General features: G+C 48.0%; 16 protein-coding genes. 6 read left to right on the top strand and 10 right to left on the bottom strand.

What is annotated here, in order from left to right:
• Positions 1-22 precede the first annotated feature (22 nt).
• Positions 23-2,548, bottom strand: coding sequence for an outer membrane protein assembly factor BamA (bamA, locus tag SPICO_RS02980; RefSeq protein WP_013739213.1), 2,526 nt, complete (start codon positions 2,546-2,548; stop codon positions 23-25).
• A gap of 20 nt (positions 2,549-2,568) precedes the next feature.
• On the bottom strand, positions 2,569-7,521 hold the full coding sequence (locus tag SPICO_RS02975) for a translocation/assembly module TamB domain-containing protein (protein WP_013739212.1): 4,953 nt from the start codon (positions 7,519-7,521) through the stop codon (positions 2,569-2,571).
• A gap of 249 nt (positions 7,522-7,770) precedes the next feature.
• Between SPICO_RS02975 and tmk the strand changes: the two genes are divergently transcribed.
• Positions 7,771-8,418 carry a dTMP kinase gene (gene tmk, locus SPICO_RS02970; RefSeq protein WP_013739211.1) on the top strand — a complete coding sequence of 216 codons (648 nt, stop codon included), beginning with the start codon at positions 7,771-7,773 and terminating at the stop codon, positions 8,416-8,418.
• 27 nt (positions 8,419-8,445) lie between these two features.
• Here tmk and queA read toward each other — a convergent pair whose 3' ends face one another.
• The 7 genes from queA to lepB all read right to left on the bottom strand — a co-directional run bounded on the left by queA (position 8,446) and on the right by lepB (position 14,792).
• A complete protein-coding gene (gene queA, locus SPICO_RS02965; protein ID WP_013739210.1) occupies positions 8,446-9,486 on the bottom strand; it encodes a tRNA preQ1(34) S-adenosylmethionine ribosyltransferase-isomerase QueA in 1,041 nt (346 codons plus the stop codon).
• Positions 9,461-10,531 (bottom strand): Holliday junction branch migration DNA helicase RuvB, encoded by a 1,071-nt coding sequence (gene ruvB / locus SPICO_RS02960; RefSeq protein ID WP_013739209.1) that lies wholly within the window; start codon positions 10,529-10,531, stop codon positions 9,461-9,463. Before ruvB ends, queA begins: the two co-directional genes overlap by 26 nt.
• A 5-nt stretch (positions 10,532-10,536) precedes the next feature.
• Positions 10,537-11,166, bottom strand: a complete 630-nt coding sequence (gene ruvA, locus SPICO_RS02955) for a Holliday junction branch migration protein RuvA (RefSeq protein WP_013739208.1) — start codon at positions 11,164-11,166, stop codon at positions 10,537-10,539.
• A gap of 87 nt (positions 11,167-11,253) precedes the next feature.
• Complete coding sequence (ruvC, locus tag SPICO_RS02950) at positions 11,254-11,772, bottom strand: crossover junction endodeoxyribonuclease RuvC (protein ID WP_245523225.1); 519 nt, start codon at positions 11,770-11,772, stop codon at positions 11,254-11,256.
• A complete protein-coding gene (locus tag SPICO_RS02945; protein ID WP_013739206.1) occupies positions 11,747-12,490 on the bottom strand; it encodes a YebC/PmpR family DNA-binding transcriptional regulator in 744 nt (247 codons plus the stop codon). The genes ruvC and SPICO_RS02945 overlap by 26 nt, the downstream gene beginning before the upstream one ends.
• A gap of 95 nt (positions 12,491-12,585) precedes the next feature.
• Positions 12,586-13,788: a coproporphyrinogen-III oxidase family protein gene (locus tag SPICO_RS02940; protein ID WP_013739205.1), complete on the bottom strand. Its 1,203-nt coding sequence runs from the start codon at positions 13,786-13,788 to the stop codon at positions 12,586-12,588.
• Positions 13,785-14,792, bottom strand: a complete 1,008-nt coding sequence (gene lepB, locus SPICO_RS02935; protein WP_013739204.1) for a signal peptidase I — start codon at positions 14,790-14,792, stop codon at positions 13,785-13,787. Before lepB ends, SPICO_RS02940 begins: the two co-directional genes overlap by 4 nt.
• A gap of 66 nt (positions 14,793-14,858) precedes the next feature.
• On the opposite strand from lepB, the gene SPICO_RS02930 reads away from it, so the two are divergent.
• The 3 genes from SPICO_RS02930 (at position 14,859) to SPICO_RS02920 (ending at position 18,612) form a co-directional block, all read left to right on the top strand.
• A complete protein-coding gene (locus SPICO_RS02930) occupies positions 14,859-16,316 on the top strand; it encodes an SUMF1/EgtB/PvdO family nonheme iron enzyme (RefSeq protein WP_013739203.1) in 1,458 nt (485 codons plus the stop codon).
• 4 nt (positions 16,317-16,320) lie between these two features.
• On the top strand, positions 16,321-16,794 hold the full coding sequence (gene smpB, locus SPICO_RS02925; RefSeq protein ID WP_013739202.1) for an SsrA-binding protein SmpB: 474 nt from the start codon (positions 16,321-16,323) through the stop codon (positions 16,792-16,794).
• Positions 16,795-17,373: 579 nt separating this feature from the next.
• Positions 17,374-18,612 carry a tyrosine-type recombinase/integrase gene (locus SPICO_RS02920; protein WP_013739201.1) on the top strand — a complete coding sequence of 413 codons (1,239 nt, stop codon included), beginning with the start codon at positions 17,374-17,376 and terminating at the stop codon, positions 18,610-18,612.
• Here the strand turns inward: SPICO_RS02920 and SPICO_RS02915 are convergent, their stop codons facing one another.
• Positions 18,613-19,419: an SDR family NAD(P)-dependent oxidoreductase gene (locus SPICO_RS02915; protein ID WP_013739200.1), complete on the bottom strand. Its 807-nt coding sequence runs from the start codon at positions 19,417-19,419 to the stop codon at positions 18,613-18,615.
• Between the two features lie 141 nt (positions 19,420-19,560).
• On the opposite strand from SPICO_RS02915, the gene SPICO_RS02910 reads away from it, so the two are divergent.
• Both SPICO_RS02910 and SPICO_RS02905 read left to right on the top strand, forming a co-directional pair.
• Positions 19,561-20,001, top strand: a complete 441-nt coding sequence (locus SPICO_RS02910; RefSeq protein WP_013739199.1) for an RrF2 family transcriptional regulator — start codon at positions 19,561-19,563, stop codon at positions 19,999-20,001.
• Entirely contained in the window at positions 19,998-20,432 is a 435-nt protein-coding gene (locus tag SPICO_RS02905; RefSeq protein WP_013739198.1) for an RrF2 family transcriptional regulator, read from the top strand. The genes SPICO_RS02910 and SPICO_RS02905 overlap by 4 nt, the downstream gene beginning before the upstream one ends.
• Positions 20,433-20,538 lie beyond the last annotated feature (106 nt).

Here is a 20,538-nt window from a genome sequence, read left to right as displayed (position 1 = left end):
TATTCTATCATGGATGGAAAAACTAATAAAGGCTGGTAGTGATGGCAAGGACAATGGATAGTCCGTGTCCTTTTTGGTTGTTGGGATTAAAGAGCTGACCACTTTCCCATGTAAAGGAATTACCATCCTTAATTGTCGCGTTCTTCACCAGATACAGTCCCAGCGGGAATCCCGGTATGCTGAGCTTGACTCCAGCACCTCCAGAAAAATACCAGTTAAGTTCAGGGAAGCTTATTTTGGAAATCTGCTGGTCGGATATTGCCGTTGCGCTTGTGAACACTTCAGCGGAGAGGAGATTCTTGACCACAGGCACAGTGAGTTCAAGCATGGTATCCCACATGAAAGATTGTCCGAACACAGGCTGGAAACCCCGGCCAATGGACATTCCGTCAAGATAGAGCATCTCATACCTGGTAGCTCCATCGCGTGGATCATGGAAAGCCCAGCCGCTCCCCTCCTTGTTCCAATATTGGGGCAACATGAGATTGACTGTCGTGGTGAGGCTGACGACGCCTTTTACCGGATTTTCTCCCTTTGTTTCAAATGCCGTCAAATATCCTGCGGCACTGGACGTAGAACGGATATAATTTGAAAGACCGCCTAACAGACCACCTGCGTAGGTGAACGACTGGGAGATGACATATCCTCTTGTAGTATTTTCAATCAAATCACGTCCGTCCCATGTCAGCGACAAGGTCAGCCGGTTGGAGAATTTCCAACCTTCATGATATTGCATGATTAATTTCTCAAAAGCGTCATATTTGTCATCATACTGCGCATGGTTCAAACCAACGGATAAACCTGCTGAAGCCGTAAGCCGTCCGGCATTGAACATGAACGTGTAACCGGTGGTATAACCCAAAGCGACACGATAATAGACATAATCCATGAGATATTGGGAATCAGGCAACTCGCCATTGTAGTCAGTGGTCGTGCCAAGAGGACGTGCTGTGTCTGCCGTCTCCCAACTATAGTATTGCCCCCCGACGGCGCGCTGGGGAACATTGGTTTTCCGACTTCTATCAAAAGAAAGCGACACGCCATTTGACCAGCGTTTGTCTCCCACCCAACCATCAGACAGTCCCACTTCCAAAGATTGTTCGTCAGGGCTGATTTCCGTGGAAATGCTGAGTTTTCTGGCAGTACCGCCAAGATTCTTGTTGTTGAGCATCAGGAAGCCGGAGACAGGAAAGCCATCTACATTACCACCGAAAGTCGCGCCAAACTGAACTTCAATCTGATTGCCTTCCTCAATAGTATAGTCAAGGATGACCTGCCCATCCTGGCTGCCGTAGCGAATATCATATTTGACATCTGAAAGCAATCCTGTGTTGTACAGGTTCTGGGCACTCCGCTCCATCTCCCTCTTACTGAAGATATCTCCTGGAGACATTGTCAGTTCTCTTTCAAAGACATAAGGCTTTGTTTTTGTCAGTCCGTTTATCAGTACGTCTTCTACGATTGCCTGCTGGTATTCTACGACGGAAATGGTGAAATCAATGACGCGGGTCTCCTCGTTCCTCTGTTCCGAGATGCTCAGGTTATTGAAGATATATCCATTGTTCCAATACAGCTCACCGATTCGGGAAAGCTGGGCGTTCACCGTCTGGATGTTCAGGACATCGCCTTCCTGCATGTTTATCAATGAAAGAAGCTGCTCGTCCGTAAATACTTCATTACCTACGACCTGGACGGAGCCCAAATACCATTGCATGCCTTCTTCTATGACGTAAACCAGTCGTAGCTCACGGACATCACTATTATCCTGGGGAAGCTCTTCCTGTTTGATTTCGGTGACCTGAACATCGATGTAGCCGTTTTTACTGTATGCAGCAAGGATATTCGCCGTGTCAGCCTTGAGTGTGTCCTCCCTGAAATTTCCAGGATTGAACAGTGACTTCTGTTTTGTCACAAGCTCCTTGGTCAATGCGCGGGAGGAAAGTGCCACGTTGCCTTCAAAAGTGATTTCCTTTACCTTGCTCTGTCTGTCCTCTGTAATGTCAAAAATGACCTGTAGGGAGTTTGTATCTTCGTTCTCAATGGTTCTGCCGGTCACGACGGCACTTGCGTAACCTTTTTCACGGTAGTAAGCGGTCAGTTCGTTGACCGCTAGGCTCACTTCCTGTTGGAATATGAAATCACCTGCTTTGACAGATATCTTCTGGAGAAGTTCGCTCGTTCGTATTTTCCGGGCCCCTACGATTTCAACAGATGCAACGCCGGGAAATTCCACGAAATCAAAATTAATCACTATCTCGGTATTGTTTATCTTTGATGGAGAGACCGAAGCGGTGAAATAATTGATTCCATTCACTTCATAAAGTTTGTCATGAAGCTCTTGGAAAAGCGCGTTGGTGAATTTTTTTCCGATGTATGGATACGTGATGTCCTCGATGGTGGAATTATTCACACGTCGCAGACCGGTACTGGTGAATCCGGAGATGGTTCTGTCAAGCCACCAGGAGGATGTGTTGTCATCCTGGGCATACACGGGCAAAAGCAGGAAAAGGAATATTCCCATTATCAGGGGGATAATCTTCTTATTCATCGAGCCTCCTCACAGAGGCATCACCATTCCAGACGTTTGGTGACGCTGATACCTATAGTATCCCATATACCGAATAGCGACAACTCGGTGGGTTGTGTGAATATCGTGAAGGTGGCCAGCGGAGTCGTCCATTCCAGTGAAAGTTCCGTGTCAATCCACAGGTCGTCATTGACGAAGCGTATGCGTCGTGCATTTGTTTCGTACTGATCCCGCGCCGTCAGATGTATTGTCCCTTGCAGAAAAAGATCGTTACTCAGGAATTTCCCGAAAAACAGCGATGTATCGTCAAAATATCGAGCCATGGGACTTGCCACTGACGGGACAGAATAGCCAGAAAGTGAAAGAGCATCAAAGAATACATTCTGCACGATATTACTTCGGATGGAGAACATGTCAAGACCAAGGGACTGCTTGATTGAGCGGCTCAAGCCAAATGAAGTCCCTATATCGAAAAATCCCATGCGTGAGAAGACATCGGTCGCAGCAGCGGCAAGTGAGGCAACTGAGGAAAGAGTCGCATCCCCTGCCCCGGTCGTACTTCCGAGGAAATTTTCTCCCATCAGTTGCAATATCTCCGCGGAACTTTTGGCCGGCACGCTCTCGAAACGGGGGTTCAGATTGTCCAAGGATGCCTTGTCCAGTATCAGGAACACATCAACGGCATTCCCGTCAGAATCATATTCTCTGATCTTTGCCCTCAGGTCTATGACAGGGGAAAATCCCGTTCCGCTTCCGGACAGTCTCTCAGGAAAAGAAAGAGTACCTTCGGTAATGTAGAAATCTTTGCGGAAATAATAAATCGTGCCACTTCGTATATCGGCGGATCCGGTCAAAGAAAACTCATCGGCAATCTCATCCAAATGTATCTTGATATTCTGACCAGGCTGGATGTTCGCTTCCAGGATAGGGTTATCGGCGTTGGGGAAACTGAAGGACACATTCCTTTCAGTAATCAGGTCAAGATCAAGGTTTGTCCTGCTCGGACGTAGATACCATGCCGGAAGATCATCGGGAAGTTCAAAGTCAACGGTGGTATCTGAAACAAAGCCTGACCCGCTGATGGCAATACCGTTCGGTATGCCGCTGAAAGTCAAGGCACCCCGTATGTTTCCTGAAATCACTAAGCCAAGACCTGGTATGGGGAATGATACAGGAAGAAGTGCATCTTCCGCGCCAAGAAGGATGCTATAATCGCGGAAACCCAAATCCGCTTCAAACACTGTATATCCTTTTGCTGTCTCACCGGTTATCATGTTGGTGAAGATGACCGGGACCTTTCCGGAAGACAGCGTGCCTTCAGAAAGGATGACGAGAGGGTTTTTCGCCGATGCCTTTGTCCAGGGAGTCCAGAACGAGGTCAGATCCAGCCTATCGGCAGTGAACTGACCGAAGACATCCACGTTATCCTTCGGTCCGTACACCAGCAGCTTTCCGGTTGCGATTCCATCGTGAAAAACAAGGATAGGGGCTGCCATGAGGTATGTCAGCAAACGCAGAGGAGCAGACAGTTCGTCTATTTCCAACGAAATTTCTTCTCCAAAATGCCCTCTCATCTTGAAACCGAGTGGATATGTACCGGGAGTTACACTGACATCGATGACCTCGCCGTCAAGAGCATAGGAACCTTCTATCCGTGAGAACGTAGTTTTATCCGTCAATCCCGTGCCTTGCAGGGTCAAAATCTGATTTTCATATGAAAGGGAAAGCGTCGTGGAACCAAGCATTTCCTGGGAAAACAAAACAGCGTCCTTGATGTTTATCACGGCGGATACTGAGTCAGCAGGTACATTTCCTTGGAAAAGCGTAGCCATCAGGGAAGGAAGGTTGTCAAAGGTCGGCGCGAACCGGATGTCACTTGAGAAACCAAACGACGAAATCCACGGTTCCATTACTGTTTCACGAAGGAATTGCATGTTTCCCGCTACCTGGGCGTGACCTTGTCCCGGCATGATGCTACCATCCAACGCAACTGACATGTTTTCACTTTCATATGCCACGTCTGAAAGAAGGATTCCTGAGTCATCAAGCTTGATCACCGCCGACAGCATGCCTCCATCCTCCGACAATTCATTTTTGTGGAAACGAAGGACAGCATCTACATCCGTACCTGCATTTCCCAGTGAATACGTTCCCAAGGCATTGAATTCGAACGTGACCCCAGGAAAAGCCGTGGTGAATCTTTCCATGTCAATCCCCTGTGCATGGATCATTCCCCCAATCACCGGTTTGTCCGTCCCACTATTCTTTCCCGCCAAAGAAGCAATGAACACCTCATCACTCGCAGAAGCCGCAAGATTCACGACAAGTTCAAGATCCTCGACAAGTTCCAGCGTCAATCCAGGGAATTTTTTGCCAAGACGCAACATTCCATATCCAGAAAGCGGTTCATGGGAATCGTCTTTCCAGAAAACATCCGAGAAAATAAATTCCATCGGAACCGCAGCAATATTAGCTTTGAACTGTCCGAATCTCCCTCCAATGGGGATATTATCCACGATCAACGAGTCAGCGGTGAAATCCCAGTTAAAACCATTCAACGGCAAGATGAAAGTCATCTTGCCATCTACAGTGACGGTACGATCGGACAGTTCCGGGCGTCCGAATGAAGGCACGGCAAAACTGCTGAAATCCAGACCCAGGAAAAACTCGCCTCCTGAAAGGCTTGTGACCATTCCAAGTCCAGCGCTGCTCAACCGGGCATTGAGGTTACGATAGTCAAGGAAAAGATCGGTCGGATATTTCTGTTCCCATGCAGTAAGTACGCCAGAACCGACAAGTGTACCGATTCCCGCAAGATCGACTTCTCCCCGGATGGAAAGCTCCGGAATCTGCGGGAAAAGGATGTCAAGCGTATATCCATCACTTCCTAAAACCCCAATTCCAATATCGACAAGATCTTCGTCTTGCGTAATATTCTTGAAAGCAAATCGGCCTACCGGCACAGCCCGCCGGTCAAAAGGTATCCAGCCGGAAAACACCAGGCGATACCCTTCCGTCGTCAAGGAGAATGTATCAACGGTGAATATTCCATTTCCAAGAGATATGGCGGCAGACGTGGCGATGTTCATGACGCGATTGCCGACTCCGAGTTCAACAACAGATATCTCATAGATTACGTTTCCAGAATCAGGTACCCAAGAATCCCCCGCAAATGCGGCATCAGCTCGAAGACTTCCCGCCACCGAAGTCGCGTCATCTATCATCCCTTGGCTTGCAGGAATAAGTCCATGAAGAAAATCAGCAAAAGGAGCCAGGTCGAAATCAGTGAAATCAATCCGGGCGGATATGGTTCGTGAGTCATTTTCATTCCTGTAGCCTGCCCTACCGAAAAATCCATTACTTGAAGAAATCAGGATGTCTCCATATGTATGCGAACCCGTGATATCTACGATGACTGAGGCGTCCATGACGCTGGGAAGCAGGCTGCTTTCAAACGAAATGAGGCGCACATCCCATGCTTGTCTTGCTTCCTTGGTTTCATAGGAAAGCGACACCGTACCACCAAGGATTGGCTCCTGTTCATTTTCTCCTTTGATGGTCAGATCCGTCAAGAAAAGCGCAGACATGTCGTTCAGGGAAGTCCCCGCGACATGGGCAGATGCCTCCTTGAAGAAAAGAATGTCAATCTGTTCGCGTGTGGAGGAAAAATTGATTCCCATGATTTTTTCCAGAACAGCGTAAACACTCGAATCCAAGGATATGCCCGTCTGCGCGAGTTCACCATCTATGGTTATTTTTTCTGACTGGGAAACCAAGGCTGAAAACCGGAATTCCTCCGTTGAAACATACATTGTCCCAGGTAAATCGACGGACAGACCTGTCGTTTCATGGTCTCCGACAGAACCTTTGCCATGTACATCAATATTCAACCCGACATCACTTCGGGATGCTCTTGTCGTGGCTTCCGAAAGATGGAAGGAATATGGCGCCGTTGAACCATCAAGAAGAAAATCGTTGTTGGAAAACTCCACGGCTAGATTCCATTCAGTTTCCAGTGGTTCTCCTGCCTGTACGATGGAATCATCGAGAAGCCCAGTGAGGGATGCCTGTTCCCTGGAAATGGTTCCAATCAGCTCATTGGTAAAGGATATGATGTCCGGAGCAAAAGAATCCATTGTCAAACGTGCTTCAATGCCATACGAGGATATTTCTCCTTCTGAAAACTCAAGATGAGGCTTATCAGTTGTCTGGTATACGACCCATCCGTTTCCTGATTCATCCGGCCTGATGCCTCCGGTAATGCTTTCGGCATCAAGGCGGCGCAAAAAACCTGAAATCGTACTGGCATCAAGGAATGTTTCTCCTGCTTTGAATGTGATTTCTCTTGGTGTAAAGGACGGAGCCACTTCAACTCCGATATCAAGTGACGAAAGCCCGGCAGAAACTCCGTCTCCCGTATAAATGGCATTAAAATCCGTCAGGTCGAGGCTGAAGGAATTGGTCATGAAATTTGCAATGAAATTTTTAATGAGAGCATCAAGCGACAATCCACTGAAAAGTGATGCCTTGTGAATCTGAACAGTACTTTCAGCCATTTCCGTGAATCGGTCGTCATCCCTTGGAGCAGAGAATGCATCCATGATTACCGATACAATCCTCGGACTAATCGTAACCGTTCCGGATTCCAGCGCCAGCTTCAACGCTCCGTGACCGGAAACAAAAGCACCCGCAAGATCGGGAAAAGATCTGTCGATACGCAGGGAATCGGCCGTGAGGAAATCCATCCACTGCCCATCGATATTCCCGGCGACAATGATTTCATGCATCTCGACGGTTGAGGATGTAGTCTTGACATATCCATAGGTGACGCGGAGGCGACCGTCGCTGACAGAAGATTTGGTTACCAGTGTCGCCAAGGGATCGGCGACTTCGCCAGTGTTGAAAAAATACACTCCGAGCACAGAAATTACAAAACAGACAGAGAAAATAAGTATGGCCGTCGTAATGGAAGAAAATGTCTGTCTGTATTTCATCACGCTTTTTCCCTTATAGCAGTATACAGGCTGTTACCCAGATGGAACAGTGTATTATACGTGCATTATGAGATTCTCGTTTGAAGTTCTGAGGAAGTTCTTCATTCCGGCTGTTGTAAAAAACCTCTCTGACAGATTATGCTCTAGGAATAATCACCGGGAATTACGCCTTCGGCTTTATTCCCTTTCCGCGCGGCAGGGTTCTGCCATATTCATGGTATCCGCTGCATTACTGTTCAGGAGGTAGGCATGGAAGTTTCGCTACTGGAAAATTGGATTGTCCTGGAAGGTTTGGATGGTTCTGGAACCACGACACAAAGTGAACGTATCTGCCACTGGTTGGATGAACTGGAGGTCCCGGTCATCCCCACCTGCGAACCTACCGGCGGACCTATCGGCAGGCTTATCCGTTCCTTCCTGCGTAAAGAAGCCGTAACGACCCCGCTGGCGATTGCTGGTCTGTATGCCGCCGACCGGGACGACCACCTCCATAATCCACAGACCGGCTTGGCTCTCCATCACAAGGACTCACTGATTATCAGCGACAGGTATTTCTATTCTTCCCTTGCTTACCAGTCAGTTCAGGTTCCCTTTGAGACGGTGTCCATGATGAACCGCTACCCCCACCCACGATATCTTATATACATCGACACTCCGGTTGAAATCTGCCTTGCAAGGATGAAGAAGCGAGGCGCCGCCCAGGAGCTGTTCGAATACAAGGAATATCTGGAAGAAGTCACGTCATTCTACGAGAGAGCGTTCTCGGAGCTTCCGGAGGAAGTGAAGTTCCTTCGGGTAGACGGCAGCATGGAAATCGAAGATATTTTTCTCCACATCAAGGAATTCATGCAGCGGGAGCCTGGCATACGCGCCTTTTTCTCCACTTCCACGCCGTAGGACACAAGGACAAGCCTATGAGATATGCTATCTGATGAACATGGCATCGCCATATGAGAAGAAATGATAGCGTCTTTCTATGGCATGGTGGTATGCAGAGAAAATCAGGTCTTTTCCGGCAAATGCCGACACCAAGACAAGCAGCGTGGATTCCGGAGTATGAAAGTTGGTCAGCAGATGGTTTGCCACGCGATAGGTGAAGCCCGGAGTGATGAATAGGTTTGTCCTTCCTTGACCGGGAGTCAACATGCCATGCACGCTGTCCCAGGCGGATTCCAAGGTTCTGATGCTGGTCGTGCCGACTGCTATGACAGGGCGGTTGTTGGCTTTGGCGTCAGTCACTATCCTGGCGGTGTCCTCCGGCACTTCATACCTTTCATAGTGCATGTGATGGTCTTCAATATCATCTACACGCATGGGAAGGAAAGTTCCCGGTCCCACATGCAGCGTGACTGGAACGACCTGCACTCCTCGCTCTCTGATGGAATCAAGGATTTCTCCGGTAAAATGCAGGCCGGCGGTAGGCGCAGCGACAGAACCTTCAGGACGGGCATAGATTGTCTGGTAACGGCTTTCATCGGAAAAGGTATCCTCACGCTTGATGTATGGGGGCAGAGGCACATGTCCGCATTCCTGAAAGAACGCTTCCGTAATCGGGGCATTGAAGCTTACTGTCTTGGTCCCGTCAGGATTCTCACGGATAATCTGAGCAGAAGCCCCAATCCTCCCATCGGGTGCATGAAAGACATATTCCTTACCACTCTTTTGCTTTTTGCTCTTGGTCACCATGACATTCCACGTCTGATCTGCGTTTTCTTCAAGGAAAAGAAACTCAACCTTTCCTCCTGACCCGCTTATCCCATATGCGCGGGCCTTGCGTACCTTGCTGTTGTTGATGACCATGACCGCGTCTTCCGGCAGGAAGGAAGCAAAATCCTCCATCGACGAGTCTGTAAGTTTTCCTGTAGTTTTATCCAGTACGAGAAGATGGCTTGCTCCGCGGCGTTCAGACGGCGTCTGGGCAATCAGCTCCTCTGGAAGGTCAAAAAAGAATTCCTTGGTCTTCATCCATTTTCCTTTCGCATGGTATGCCCAAAAGCTCGTATGCCTTCCGTGTGACCATTCTCCCGCGTGGAGTCCGTTTCAGATATCCTTTCTGAATAAGATAAGGTTCATAGAAATCCTCAAGGGATTCACTCGCCTCACCTACGGAAATGGACAGGGTATCGGCACCGACAGGTCCTCCATCATAAAATTCAATGATAGTGCGGAGTATGTTCCTGTCCTGTTCGTCCAATCCGTTGAGATCAATGCCCAAACGTTTCATTCCTTCATGGACGATGTCCACATCAACTATTCCTGTACCTATGACATCCGCAAAATCCCTGAGACGCCGGAGCAAGCGGTTGGCAATGCGGGGAGTTCCCCTGGAACAACGGGCAAGCAGAGAAACCGCGTCAGGGGTAATCTCCGTTCCCACTATTCCACTGGAACGGAGAATAATTCCCGACAGTTCGTTTTCATTATAAAAATCAATATGACAGGTGATGCCGAAACGGCTATGGAGAGGAGAACTGACTTGACCCGCCTTTGTCGTCGCTCCAATCAAGGTGAAACGTGGCAGCGGAATCCGCATGGTTCGTGCTGCCGGTCCTTGGCCGATGACCCAGTCTATCTCATAGTCTTCCATGGCAATGTAAAGCATTTCTTCCAAGGCGGGCTTCAGGCGATGTATTTCATCTATGAAAAACACGCTATTCTCACTGATATTGGTCAAAATGCCGGCCAGATCCTTCGGTTTGTCCAAGGCCGGAGCGCTTGTCATGCGGATTTCAGCGTTCATTTCATTTGCGATGATGGTGGCAAGCGTTGTCTTCCCAAGGCCAGGAGGACCAATCAGGAAGACGTGATCCAGAGCTTCATTCCGCTCCCTTGCAGCAGTTATGAATACCGAAAGGTTGTCCTTGAGTTTTTGCTGTCCTTGGAAATCCTTAAGCCGTTGGGGACGGAGAAGGTTTTCCGTCTCATCCCCCTGGCGCTGGAAAGTCATGGACAGGACAGAATTCTGCTCAAGGGACTCAACACTTTCAAAGTTTTCTCCGGTGATATCCATATTTCCTACCCCAGCGCAATGATGGCATTGCGGAACATCAGTTCTTCAGTTTGGTGCGCCGTCAGACCGGACATCTCTGACTCATGTTCCTTTTCAAGACGGGCAAGAATTTCCATCACCTTCTTCCGGTCATAACCCATTTCCTGCAAGGCTTCGGACAAATCAGTCCATCTGCCAGTAGCAGATGGAGACGGAGCTTTGCCGGGCGTCGCATCATCCTCCAGCACCAAAGTACCCCGCAACGCGAGAATGAGTCTTTGAGCAGTCTTGCTACCGACGCCGGGAATACGGGACAGGGTTTTCACATCACCTTGGTCAAGGGCTGTGAGCAGAGTGACCAGACTCATGCCACCAAGAATTTTCACTGCTTGCTTGGCTCCGATCCCTGGAACAGTCTGAAGCTGTTCAAACACGATTCTTTCCTGTTCGGAGAGAAAACCAAAGAGAACCATGGCATCCTCTCTGTGCTGGAGATAAGTCAGCAATCTGACATGTTGGCGTTTTTCCGGAGAAAGCTGACTGAGCGTACTGGCAGTCTGCGCGGAAATAATTATCTCAAACTCCATGTGGCCGCAGGCAAGTACCGCTTGATGAGCGGTGACGGAAACCAAGATGCCGGTAAGCGCATGTATCATTGCTCAGAAATCTCCTTCCTTTGACTCCAATATCGCAAGCAGTATAGCCGAGAAACGGCAGAATGAACACCAATCAGTACAAACAACTCAGCCTCCCAGGCGTCTTTCCGTTGAGCTGTAGGATGCACAGCAGACAGCAACTGCCAGAGCATCGGCACTGTGGTTTGGCTTGGGTATTTCTTTCAAATCAAGCATCAGTCTCATCATCTCCTGTACTTGATGCTTCTCTGCGCTACCATAGCCAGTGACCGCTGTCTTTATCTGGGGAGGACTGAACATTTTTACGTCAAGCCCCTGCCCTGCAAGCTGATGCATGATGGCTCCGATTACTTTGGCAACCGGAATGGCACTGCTGATGTTCTTTGTAAAGAAGACATCCTCCATGGCAACCATAACAACTTCATGCTCAGCGGCCAATCGTCCTATGTTGGAGGCAATGTAATGGATGCGCAGGCCAAGGTCTTGGCTTGTCGCAGTCGTCACCACCCCAAACGAAACAGGCCGGTAGCGTTGGTCGATGATATCGACCACACCCCAGCCTGTCTGTGCCAATCCTGGGTCAATCCCAAGAATGCGCATACTATTCGTCTTCGTCAGTAAAGTCATCAGGAAGTTCCAGATTGGTCGCAACCTGCTGGACATCATCAAGATCCTCTAGTTTCTCGACAATACGCAGGACTTTGCGAGCCTTTTCGGAATCCAGGGCGATAGTGGTGTCGGCAATCTTGGACACTTCCGCGCTCATCTGTTCGTAACCGGCAGCCTGCATGGATTCCAGGACATTGGCGAAATCCGCCGGAGCTGTGGTGACTTCAATGACTTCTCCATCTCCTGATACATCCTCGGCACCGACATTCAACGCGGCTTCAAGGATTTCATCTTCGGTGTACTTACCTTCATCATAGGTGATGACGCCCTTGGTCTGGAACTGGTACGATACCGAACCTGTAGCTCCGAGAGAACCGCCAAGTTTGGTCAGAGTGCTTCTGACATCAGCGGCAGTCCTGTTCTTGTTGTCGGTCAACGTATCAATGATGATGGCCACTCCTCCCGGAGCGTATCCTTCGTATGTCAGCTCATAGAATATTGCATCGCCCATTTCACCAGAACCTTTCTTGATGGCTCTTTCAATGTTGTCCTTCGGCATGTTCGCAGCTTTAGCCTTAAGGATGGCAGTACGAAGGGCGGCATTGGTGTCAGGGTCTGCCCCATTCTTAGCCGCTACAGTGATTTCCTTGATAACTTTCGTGAATGCTTGGCCTCTTTTGGCGTCAGCTATTCCTTTCTTGTGTTTGATGGTTGCCCATTTGCTATGGCCGGACATTATATAACCTCTCGTTACGTATGGCATCAGCGAAAAAAACGCTCTGGCGCGCTTCAGCGCATCCGGTTAAAACTAGCATGCCCCAAAATTGTCTGTCAAGATAAGGCCCTCTTATCTACCTGGAGGGCAAAATCAAGGACAATGGCATCAAGAATCATCATACCTCTTTCCGTCACAACAAAATGAGAGGAACTATCCTTATATGTTCCTTGTTCCATACGCGCGATTGAGGGAGAAAAAATCCTATCAAAATCAAGACCTGTCCGGGCTGCAAAGGCATTCTTGTCGATACCTACGGATGTCCGCATCTGAGTAAGAAGAATTTCTTCCATGATTTCTCCCGTCCCAAGCTCCTCTCCAGCATAGCCAGTCCCGGAAGCTCCCCTGACATACCGATGGATGTCGGGGGGATATGTCCATCGGACTGTCCGTCCGGAAGGGGCTAGCGATGTCCCGCTTGCGCCACTTCCCAGTCCTATATATTGCTTTCCCGACCAGTAACAAAGATTATGGATACTCTCATGTCCGGGACGGGCGAAGTTGGAGACTTCGTAGTGCGTGTATCCCTTCTCCGCCAAGACATTCCAACACGCTTGGAGGATATCCGCCTGGGAATCCTCATCAAGGGGCGTGACATCTCCCCTGTCAATCCTTTGGGCAAGCGCGGTTCCTTCCTCTACGGTAAGATTGTACAGGGAAATGTGATCAGCCTCATGTCCAGTTGAAAGAATCTCCTGCATGTCGTTCACAGCGGAACGTACATCCTGGCCGGGAACACAGGTGATGATGTCAAAGTTCAAGGCGAGTCCAGCCCTGCCATGAAGAAACAGCGCCTTTTCCATTCCTTCCAGGGTTCTGTCCTTGCAGCTGTTCCTGCCAAGAACCGACAGGGTAAACGGCGACAGGCTTTGTACGCCCATGCTCAGGCGGGTCGCATGCATGGCGAGAATATCCATCCGACGCTCATCAAGGGACTCCGGATTCATCTCGACGGTCAGTTCCGCTGGCATGCCATGGCACGTTGTTTCCTTGAGAATGGAATGCAGGACATCAGGTTCCAGGCAACCAGGGTTCCCCCCTCCGACAAAAATACTATGGAAAGGCCGTCCCATCCAGCTTGTCACTGTTCGGATTTCTTCAAGCAGTCTCCTTGCATAGACATCTTGCGCTCCCATGAACCAGTCATGTCGTCCCAGAGAATAAAAAGCGCAATACGAACATCGGGTATCGCAATAAGGAATATGAAGGTAGAGAGAAATATCCATGTCACGGGAGAAAGAAGAAAGCATGTCTGTCATAAGAGTGTCGTGAATCTATTGAGCGGCCATATCCTGTAGAGAACCCTGCCGTTTATCGTAGCGTTCGACACAGGCCCAAAATATCTGCCGTCATGTGAATTATCCCGGTTATCTCCCAATGGTAAGGTGTGGTTTTCGGGGACGAAGATTCCGATGTCTGCTTTTGTACGTTCACTACGTGCTTGGCGGTCAGCCGGATCAAGAATAGTAGCCGTTATGTTCCTTGCGTGAGTGAAAGCGTAGAAATCAACGGGAGAATTTCCAAGAAGGGAAGCATTACTTTGGTATGTCGTAATAAGGCGGGAAGGAATCCTTGACGATGGAATATTCCGTTCCTGATATTCATAGAGAGCGCCCCATGCTTTCAACGCAGGATAGATTGCTGATTCAACTGTCCTGTGGGGAGCACGGGATAATCCATTCGCTATCCTGAAATCTTCTTCGTTGACATATCCTGACGTCCCTGCCGCTCTGATGTTGACATTACCGTCAATGAACCTGACCACATCACCACCTAAGCCTGCGGCACGCTTGACGTACAGCCGTTCACGAGGGTTCCTGTCAGCATCCACGTCTATATTCACCAAACTAAAAGTCGCCATGTAAAGCGCTTGGGCCAAGATATCAAAGACTGGCCCGCGAGAATCATATTCCGGATTATACAAGGTAATGACGTCATCACGCTGCGGCATGCGATGCTTTGAGGCCAGCTTGGGACCTCCCGGATATATCTCAAGCCCGTAGACATTCTTATCAACGAATACCCTCTCCCCTATCCGGAAGGTATCGACCATCGATGGAGTCGGTATGACAAAAAGCTGGAAGATGAACTGGTTCAAAATCAGCATGAAGATGACGGCGAACAGCAGAGCGTCCAGCCAGCCTTTGATTTCTCCCCAGAAAGTCCTTGGAGCTTTCCGTGCCTGTGCGGTCACACGTTTTTCCCTGCGGGCAACAAGAAAGGCAACGGTGCGTTTTTCAATTGAATCCAGGAAATTTTCCATGAGGGAAAACTAACACAATAGCCGTGAGTTGACAAGTTATTCGCTCACAGGTACTTTTTAACAATCATGAAGAAAAATATAGGGAAATCTGTGGAGGATCCAATAGTCCTTCCGCATGTTTTCGGGATGCGTCCCGGCATTTATATATCTATTATCCTTGCGTTCATCATCATTCTTGGGATATTCTTGGTCGCTTTTCTGCCAGGCATTCTCAAGGGAGGAAGAAATTATCGTTTCACCAGTACTTCCGGTCCTGTTTCCGTGACTGTCGATGGGAAATACCTGGGGGGAACGCCTTTTGAAACCTTTATTCCCAGTGGCAGGCATGAGGTCGTCTATGGTCGGAACGGCATCATTGTCGCCTCCGAGACATTCACCACCAAACATCCGGTGTTCTTGACGTGGCTGTTTCCTCGGCGCACGAATGTCGAAGTACCCGTGCGTGTTTTTTCATCTGATGAAATCACTCTTCTGACTGATGACTTCCTTTCCACCCTCGCCCGTCGTTCCCTCATCCTGTCTTTTGACGCCAGTTATCCTTTCGCTCCCGTTTTTACTCCGTGGGCACGGGATATGGCAGCTTTCGCGACTTCATCATCAGCGGATATGGTTTCTGAAGTTTTTTCCGTTGGTGTTGCGTTCATCACGTCACCCGAACTCCTTGAAGATGCGAAACAAGCCATGCAACTGCTTATAAAATATGGTTTTATCATCAAACAAGACATTCTTGAGAATGCTGAAAGTGTTGTATCCGGAACCGCTGGCAATGACACGCAAAATACAAAAAACATTGTTTTTTCTGTCCCAGTACCAGTGAAATTATCTTCATCCCTTTTCACCGTAAGCGGTTTTGCTTACGCAGCCGGAGACTTCATCATGGGTGACGGCATTGAACTTGCCCTGCCGGATGTCATTGAGAAACAAATCAATGTTTACACAAAGGCATTTTCCTTGGCATCTTCCCCTGTGACGGAATACCAGTGGGCCCTTTTCATGCAGGAGAATCCGTACTGGTCCGTGGATAATAAAAAGCAGTTAGTCGCGGATGGCATGGTCGATGAGAGTTATCTTGCCGGCATCTATCCCAGTGTCAGCGTTCCCTCGCACAGGCCAATACGCGGTATCAGCTTCCACGCCGCAAAGGCCTTCACGCAGTGGCTTTCCGTGCTTTCCGGGCGGCATGTATACCTCCCTGACGAAGTCCAATGGTCACGTGCGGCGGAACAGGTTCCCCAAGGGGATTTCTTGACTTCATTGTCAGCTCTGACTGAAACGAGCTTATATCCATCCGGAATGCTGGGAGGCGTATGGGAAATGACCCAGACTGTCTTCATGCCCTTGGCACGTGCCATGGATTACACAGAACTCCAAACATTATCGACACTTATGCCTGATGACGTTCCCATCATCCTGAAGGGCGGTTCCTATATTTCAGATTCTCGTAACATCACTCGCCATACCGTAGGAGTTGCAGGTCCTGATGAATGCTCTGACTACATGGGTTTCCGTGTGGCATGGGAGTAAGAACATGGCAAAATTTGGAAAAGATGATGTCAAAGTACTACAGACAAATAGGAAAGCATACTTCAACTATGAGATGGTTGAGGATCTTGAATGTGGCATTGCTCTCACAGGAACTGAAGTAAAATCTGTCAGGGAAAGTCGTTTCAGTTTCTCCGATAGCTACGTGAAGATTGATCCCGATGGACTGAAACTTATTTCATTCACCATACAGCCCTATACTCACGGCAACATCCATAATCACAAGAGTGATCGAATCCGTCGTCTTCTTGCCAAGAAACAAGAAATCAAGAAGTGGCGGCGCAAGGTTGACGAAAAAGGATTTACTCTTGTTCCTACAAAGGTTTATCTGAGAGGAAATCTTATTAAGATGCAAGTTTCACTTGCACGCGGCAAGCAGTTGCATGACAAACGTGCCAGTCTCAAGGAAAGAGATATGGACAGAGATGCCCGCAGGGAAATGAAGCTGTCGAATTACTAAGGGCAAGGGATTTCATTCTGACATTCTTACTGTCTCATTTTTCACCACTCTACGCGGTGATTTCTTCGTCTTTTTTCTCCTGGATGGTCAAGTTTTCTTTATGATAAAGAAAAGTCAAAATGAATATTTTTTAAATATTCATAATTATGCATACATTATACTATTTTTAGTGTTTGAATTATAATTCATATTTCCAGCTTATATTATCTTAAAGCATGATTTAATATCTGATATATAAGGAATATTAAATATAATTTGTACAAATTATCAATTTATTAGTTTAATTTTTTGAGTAAATTGCAAATGAAATCCCAGTTTAAATGTCAATTGGTGTAAATATTATTTATATAGATAATTTTTAACAAATTACATAATCATAATATATTCATAAAATCTGTTTTTATTAACTTACTTGATATGAGTAAGTATATACCATTTGTTATAGTTAGCATAATGCAATATAATTTATTATATATAAACTAATTACATTAGACATTAAAACATTGATTTATTTATTATAAATTTAGTATTGAACAAATATATGAACAAATGTAAAATGACAGAAAAAGGAAATCTCACATGAAAGTAAACGTATCATTCACATTGTGCCGAATCAAAGGCAAGGACAGATACCGTTGGTACGTACTTTTCAGGAATCCGGAAACAGGAGAACGCATGACCAAAAAAAGCGTGGAAAATCTCCGCAAAAATTTGGGAGATTTCTCTCGCACGCCTATCCTTCGGAAAACGGAAGCATATGAAATTTGCATCCAAGCACTTGACGCTGGAGTAATATTCTCTCCAAACAGCCTTCATGGTTCGTTTAGGAATTACCTGGAATCCTACTGGGACTGGGAAAACAGTCCAGCAATCCAGCGTAAAATCACCATCGATCCGGGAAGCATAGGACCAGATTACGCGGCCACGAGATTCTCGCTCCTGAAACGACATGTCATCCCTTTGCTTCCATCATCTCTCAGCATAGCCAACGTGACGAGCAACCATCTGAGGCAGCTCCAATATGAACTGGTGAAAGAAGGCCAGCTTGCCAATATCACCATCAACCAGATGATGAGCGCTGTATTCACTGCCCTAAAAGACATCCGGGAGGGCAGCGGCATTCCTTTTTCCCACATACGACCGCCCAAGGCATTGTCAGTTTCCCCACGGAACAGGGGCATACTTTCCGAAAACGAGCTGCGTACACTGCTTGCGCGTGCCACCCGGAGTACTGATAGACGACTGTACCTGGCCGCTTCCCTCTCACTTCTTACAGGAATGCGGGCGGGAGAGCTTCGCGCGTTGACCATGAAATCAATTGGAAATGGCCTGATTACCGTTGACAAGGCATATGCGGACAAAGCGGGAGAAAAACCACCGAAAGGAAAACGTTCACGCCACGTGCCCTGCCCTATTTCACTGTGCAATGAATTGAAAGACTTTGCCGAAACAAATCCGTATCTCAACAGAGAAACACTTGACCCTTTGGTATTCTGGAGCAGACGAGGCGGCGGTCATATCTCAAGCCATTTCCTTCCTGCCAAACTTCAGGCTCTATTGCTCACCATGATGAATAAAGATGAACTCACCACAAGGAACATAACATTCCACAGTTTCAGGCATATGGCCAACACTCTTCTCAGAGGTACTGTTGATGAAAGCACCCTGCGCATGACCATTGGACATCAGTCGGAAGAAATGAGCGACATCTATACGCACATGACACAAGGAAGGCTGGAGCTTGTCCGCTCCGCACAAGAACGGAATATCCTTCCTTTCATCCTTGAAGCAAAGAAGGCCGATGCCGCGACATCATAATCAATACAGTTTGGAGACAATCCATTCAACAAAACGGGAAGGCAAGAGGCGTTTTGCCATCATCAGCAGCTTGTAGCTCATTCCTACTGCTACCCGAATCGGAGGATTTTTCCTGCCAGCCAGAGCATAGGCTACCCGTGCCACGGATTCAGGCGGTTTGCCGTTCATTTCGTCTTTTTCCATCCGGCTCACAGCTACCCTGCATCGTTCCCTGTATACGGACGGTGCGTCATTCCACACGCGGTTTGCCGTGAAACCGGTACGGGTGTCACCTGGCTCTATGACAACTGCCCGAATACCATAGGGACGGCATTCAATCCTCAATCCTTCAATATAGGCTTCCAGAGCAAATTTAGTTGATGAATAATGGGACTGAAACGGAATGGAAACCCTGCCTGCTATCGAACCAATCACCATGACCAGCCCGCTTCCCCGATTACGCATGTGAGGCAGGACATATGAGTTAAGGGAAAGAATGCCGAAATAGTTGATTTCCATTTGGCGACGCACCATGTCCATCGGAGTGTCTTCAGCGGCTCCGGCAATGCCAAAACCAGCGCAATGAACGATAATCCCGACATCATCCAGATAGGAATCCAGGGCGCAATACGTCTCCGGCCTTGTCACGTCCATGGCACAAGGCGTCAGGCTGCCGTTCCCTATGCGTTCTATGTCACCTCCAGCCTTGCGGGATACAGCAATTACATCATATCCACGGGAAGCGAACATGCGAGCGCATGCCAAACCTATGCCACTGCTTGCGCCGGTTATGAGGATTTTCCTTCCATATCGGTATTTTTTACTCATGGGTGAAGTTAATCATGAAATCCTCACCCGTTCAAGGCTTGGCAGAAACCTTCCTTTAAAACCTTCCCTTGACCAGCTACAGTGGCATAGGTATCCTAGTAGTGTCTGTAGACTACTTGAAAATTTTCACGGGAGCCGCACATGAGGATTTCAACGCGCGGGCGCTATTCATTGGAAGCATTGCTGTTTATTGCCCTGGTTCAGGATGCGGAAAGCATTGTCAGCGCTCATCTGATCTCGGAAAAAACTGGTATATCCTACGGTTACCTGGAACAGTTGTTCATTCCCCTTAAGCGGACGCGCATTATCAAAGGTTCAAGGGGTGCAAAGGGAGGATATCGGATTGCATCTGATTTGGACAAGATTACTGTCGGAGATATCCTGAGAAGCGTGGAAAACAGTCTCAAGGATTCATCCCGTCCAGATTCCGCAGTTCGACAAGACATTTCCAATCCCATTCCGAAGGTCAAAGAGACGTGGGCGGAGTTACATGATACAATCAGCGGATTCATCGACTCCCTGACTCTTGCTGATGTCGTATCATCCTATCACAAGATGAATGATGGGGAGTACATGATATGAAGATTTCCACCCGTACCCACTATGGTGTAAGACTTTTGGTGGATCTTGCGTCCCAGGATATGGCGGATCCCGTGCCGTTGGCGACTACTGCTGGACGACAAGATATCCCTCTGCGTTATCTGGAACAAGTCGCGGACATACTCAGATGGTCAGGTTTTCTGCTCTCAGTCAAAGGAGCCTCTGGCGGTTACAGGCTTGCCCGTCCTGCCCAGGATATTCTTCTTGGTGATGTACTTCGCGCCCTCGAAGGAGACCTTAACATTGTCGATCCCCTCCAATCCCATGAAGCAGAAAACCGCCTCCAGCAGTGCCTCAGGCTGACTGTCTACAATAAACTGGAGCATGCCATTGCCAATGTGGTTGACACCATCTCCCTTGCCTCGCTCATAGGCAGTTCAGATGAAAATGAAGGACATATGTATTTCATTTGATGAAGCTGGTAGTAAAAGATATGACTTTTTACCATAAACACATTTTTTATTCATCTTTTTTGTGATTACCCTATTTTTTACATGATTGATATTTAGGTATACCGAT

Origin of the sequence: Parasphaerochaeta coccoides DSM 17374 (assembly GCF_000208385.1) — a bacterium.
GTDB lineage: Bacteria > Spirochaetota > Spirochaetia > Sphaerochaetales > Sphaerochaetaceae > Parasphaerochaeta > Parasphaerochaeta coccoides.
This window is presented reverse-complemented; position numbering and strand designations above follow the sequence as displayed.

What these genes read in the sequence shown, in the direction of transcription:
- tmk (WP_013739211.1), top strand. Translation starts at nt 7,771, where the DNA reads ATGGAAGTTTCGCTACTGGAAAATTGGATTGTCCTGGAAGGTTTGGAT.
- SPICO_RS02975 (WP_013739212.1), bottom strand. Translation starts at nt 7,521, where the DNA reads ATGAAATACAGACAGACATTTTCTTCCATTACGACGGCCATACTTATT.
- SPICO_RS02910 (WP_013739199.1), top strand. Translation starts at nt 19,561, where the DNA reads ATGAGGATTTCAACGCGCGGGCGCTATTCATTGGAAGCATTGCTGTTT.
- SPICO_RS02940 (WP_013739205.1), bottom strand. Translation starts at nt 13,788, where the DNA reads ATGACAGACATGCTTTCTTCTTTCTCCCGTGACATGGATATTTCTCTC.
- queA (WP_013739210.1), bottom strand. Translation starts at nt 9,486, where the DNA reads ATGAAGACCAAGGAATTCTTTTTTGACCTTCCAGAGGAGCTGATTGCC.
- ruvC (WP_245523225.1), bottom strand. Translation starts at nt 11,772, where the DNA reads ATGACTTTACTGACGAAGACGAATAGTATGCGCATTCTTGGGATTGAC.
- SPICO_RS02930 (WP_013739203.1), top strand. Translation starts at nt 14,859, where the DNA reads ATGAAGAAAAATATAGGGAAATCTGTGGAGGATCCAATAGTCCTTCCG.
- SPICO_RS02915 (WP_013739200.1), bottom strand. Translation starts at nt 19,419, where the DNA reads ATGAGTAAAAAATACCGATATGGAAGGAAAATCCTCATAACCGGCGCA.
- SPICO_RS02905 (WP_013739198.1), top strand. Translation starts at nt 19,998, where the DNA reads ATGAAGATTTCCACCCGTACCCACTATGGTGTAAGACTTTTGGTGGAT.
- smpB (WP_013739202.1), top strand. Translation starts at nt 16,321, where the DNA reads ATGGCAAAATTTGGAAAAGATGATGTCAAAGTACTACAGACAAATAGG.
- ruvB (WP_013739209.1), bottom strand. Translation starts at nt 10,531, where the DNA reads ATGGATATCACCGGAGAAAACTTTGAAAGTGTTGAGTCCCTTGAGCAG.
- ruvA (WP_013739208.1), bottom strand. Translation starts at nt 11,166, where the DNA reads ATGATACATGCGCTTACCGGCATCTTGGTTTCCGTCACCGCTCATCAA.
- SPICO_RS02920 (WP_013739201.1), top strand. Translation starts at nt 17,374, where the DNA reads ATGAAAGTAAACGTATCATTCACATTGTGCCGAATCAAAGGCAAGGAC.
- SPICO_RS02945 (WP_013739206.1), bottom strand. Translation starts at nt 12,490, where the DNA reads ATGTCCGGCCATAGCAAATGGGCAACCATCAAACACAAGAAAGGAATA.
- lepB (WP_013739204.1), bottom strand. Translation starts at nt 14,792, where the DNA reads ATGGAAAATTTCCTGGATTCAATTGAAAAACGCACCGTTGCCTTTCTT.
- bamA (WP_013739213.1), bottom strand. Translation starts at nt 2,548, where the DNA reads ATGAATAAGAAGATTATCCCCCTGATAATGGGAATATTCCTTTTCCTG.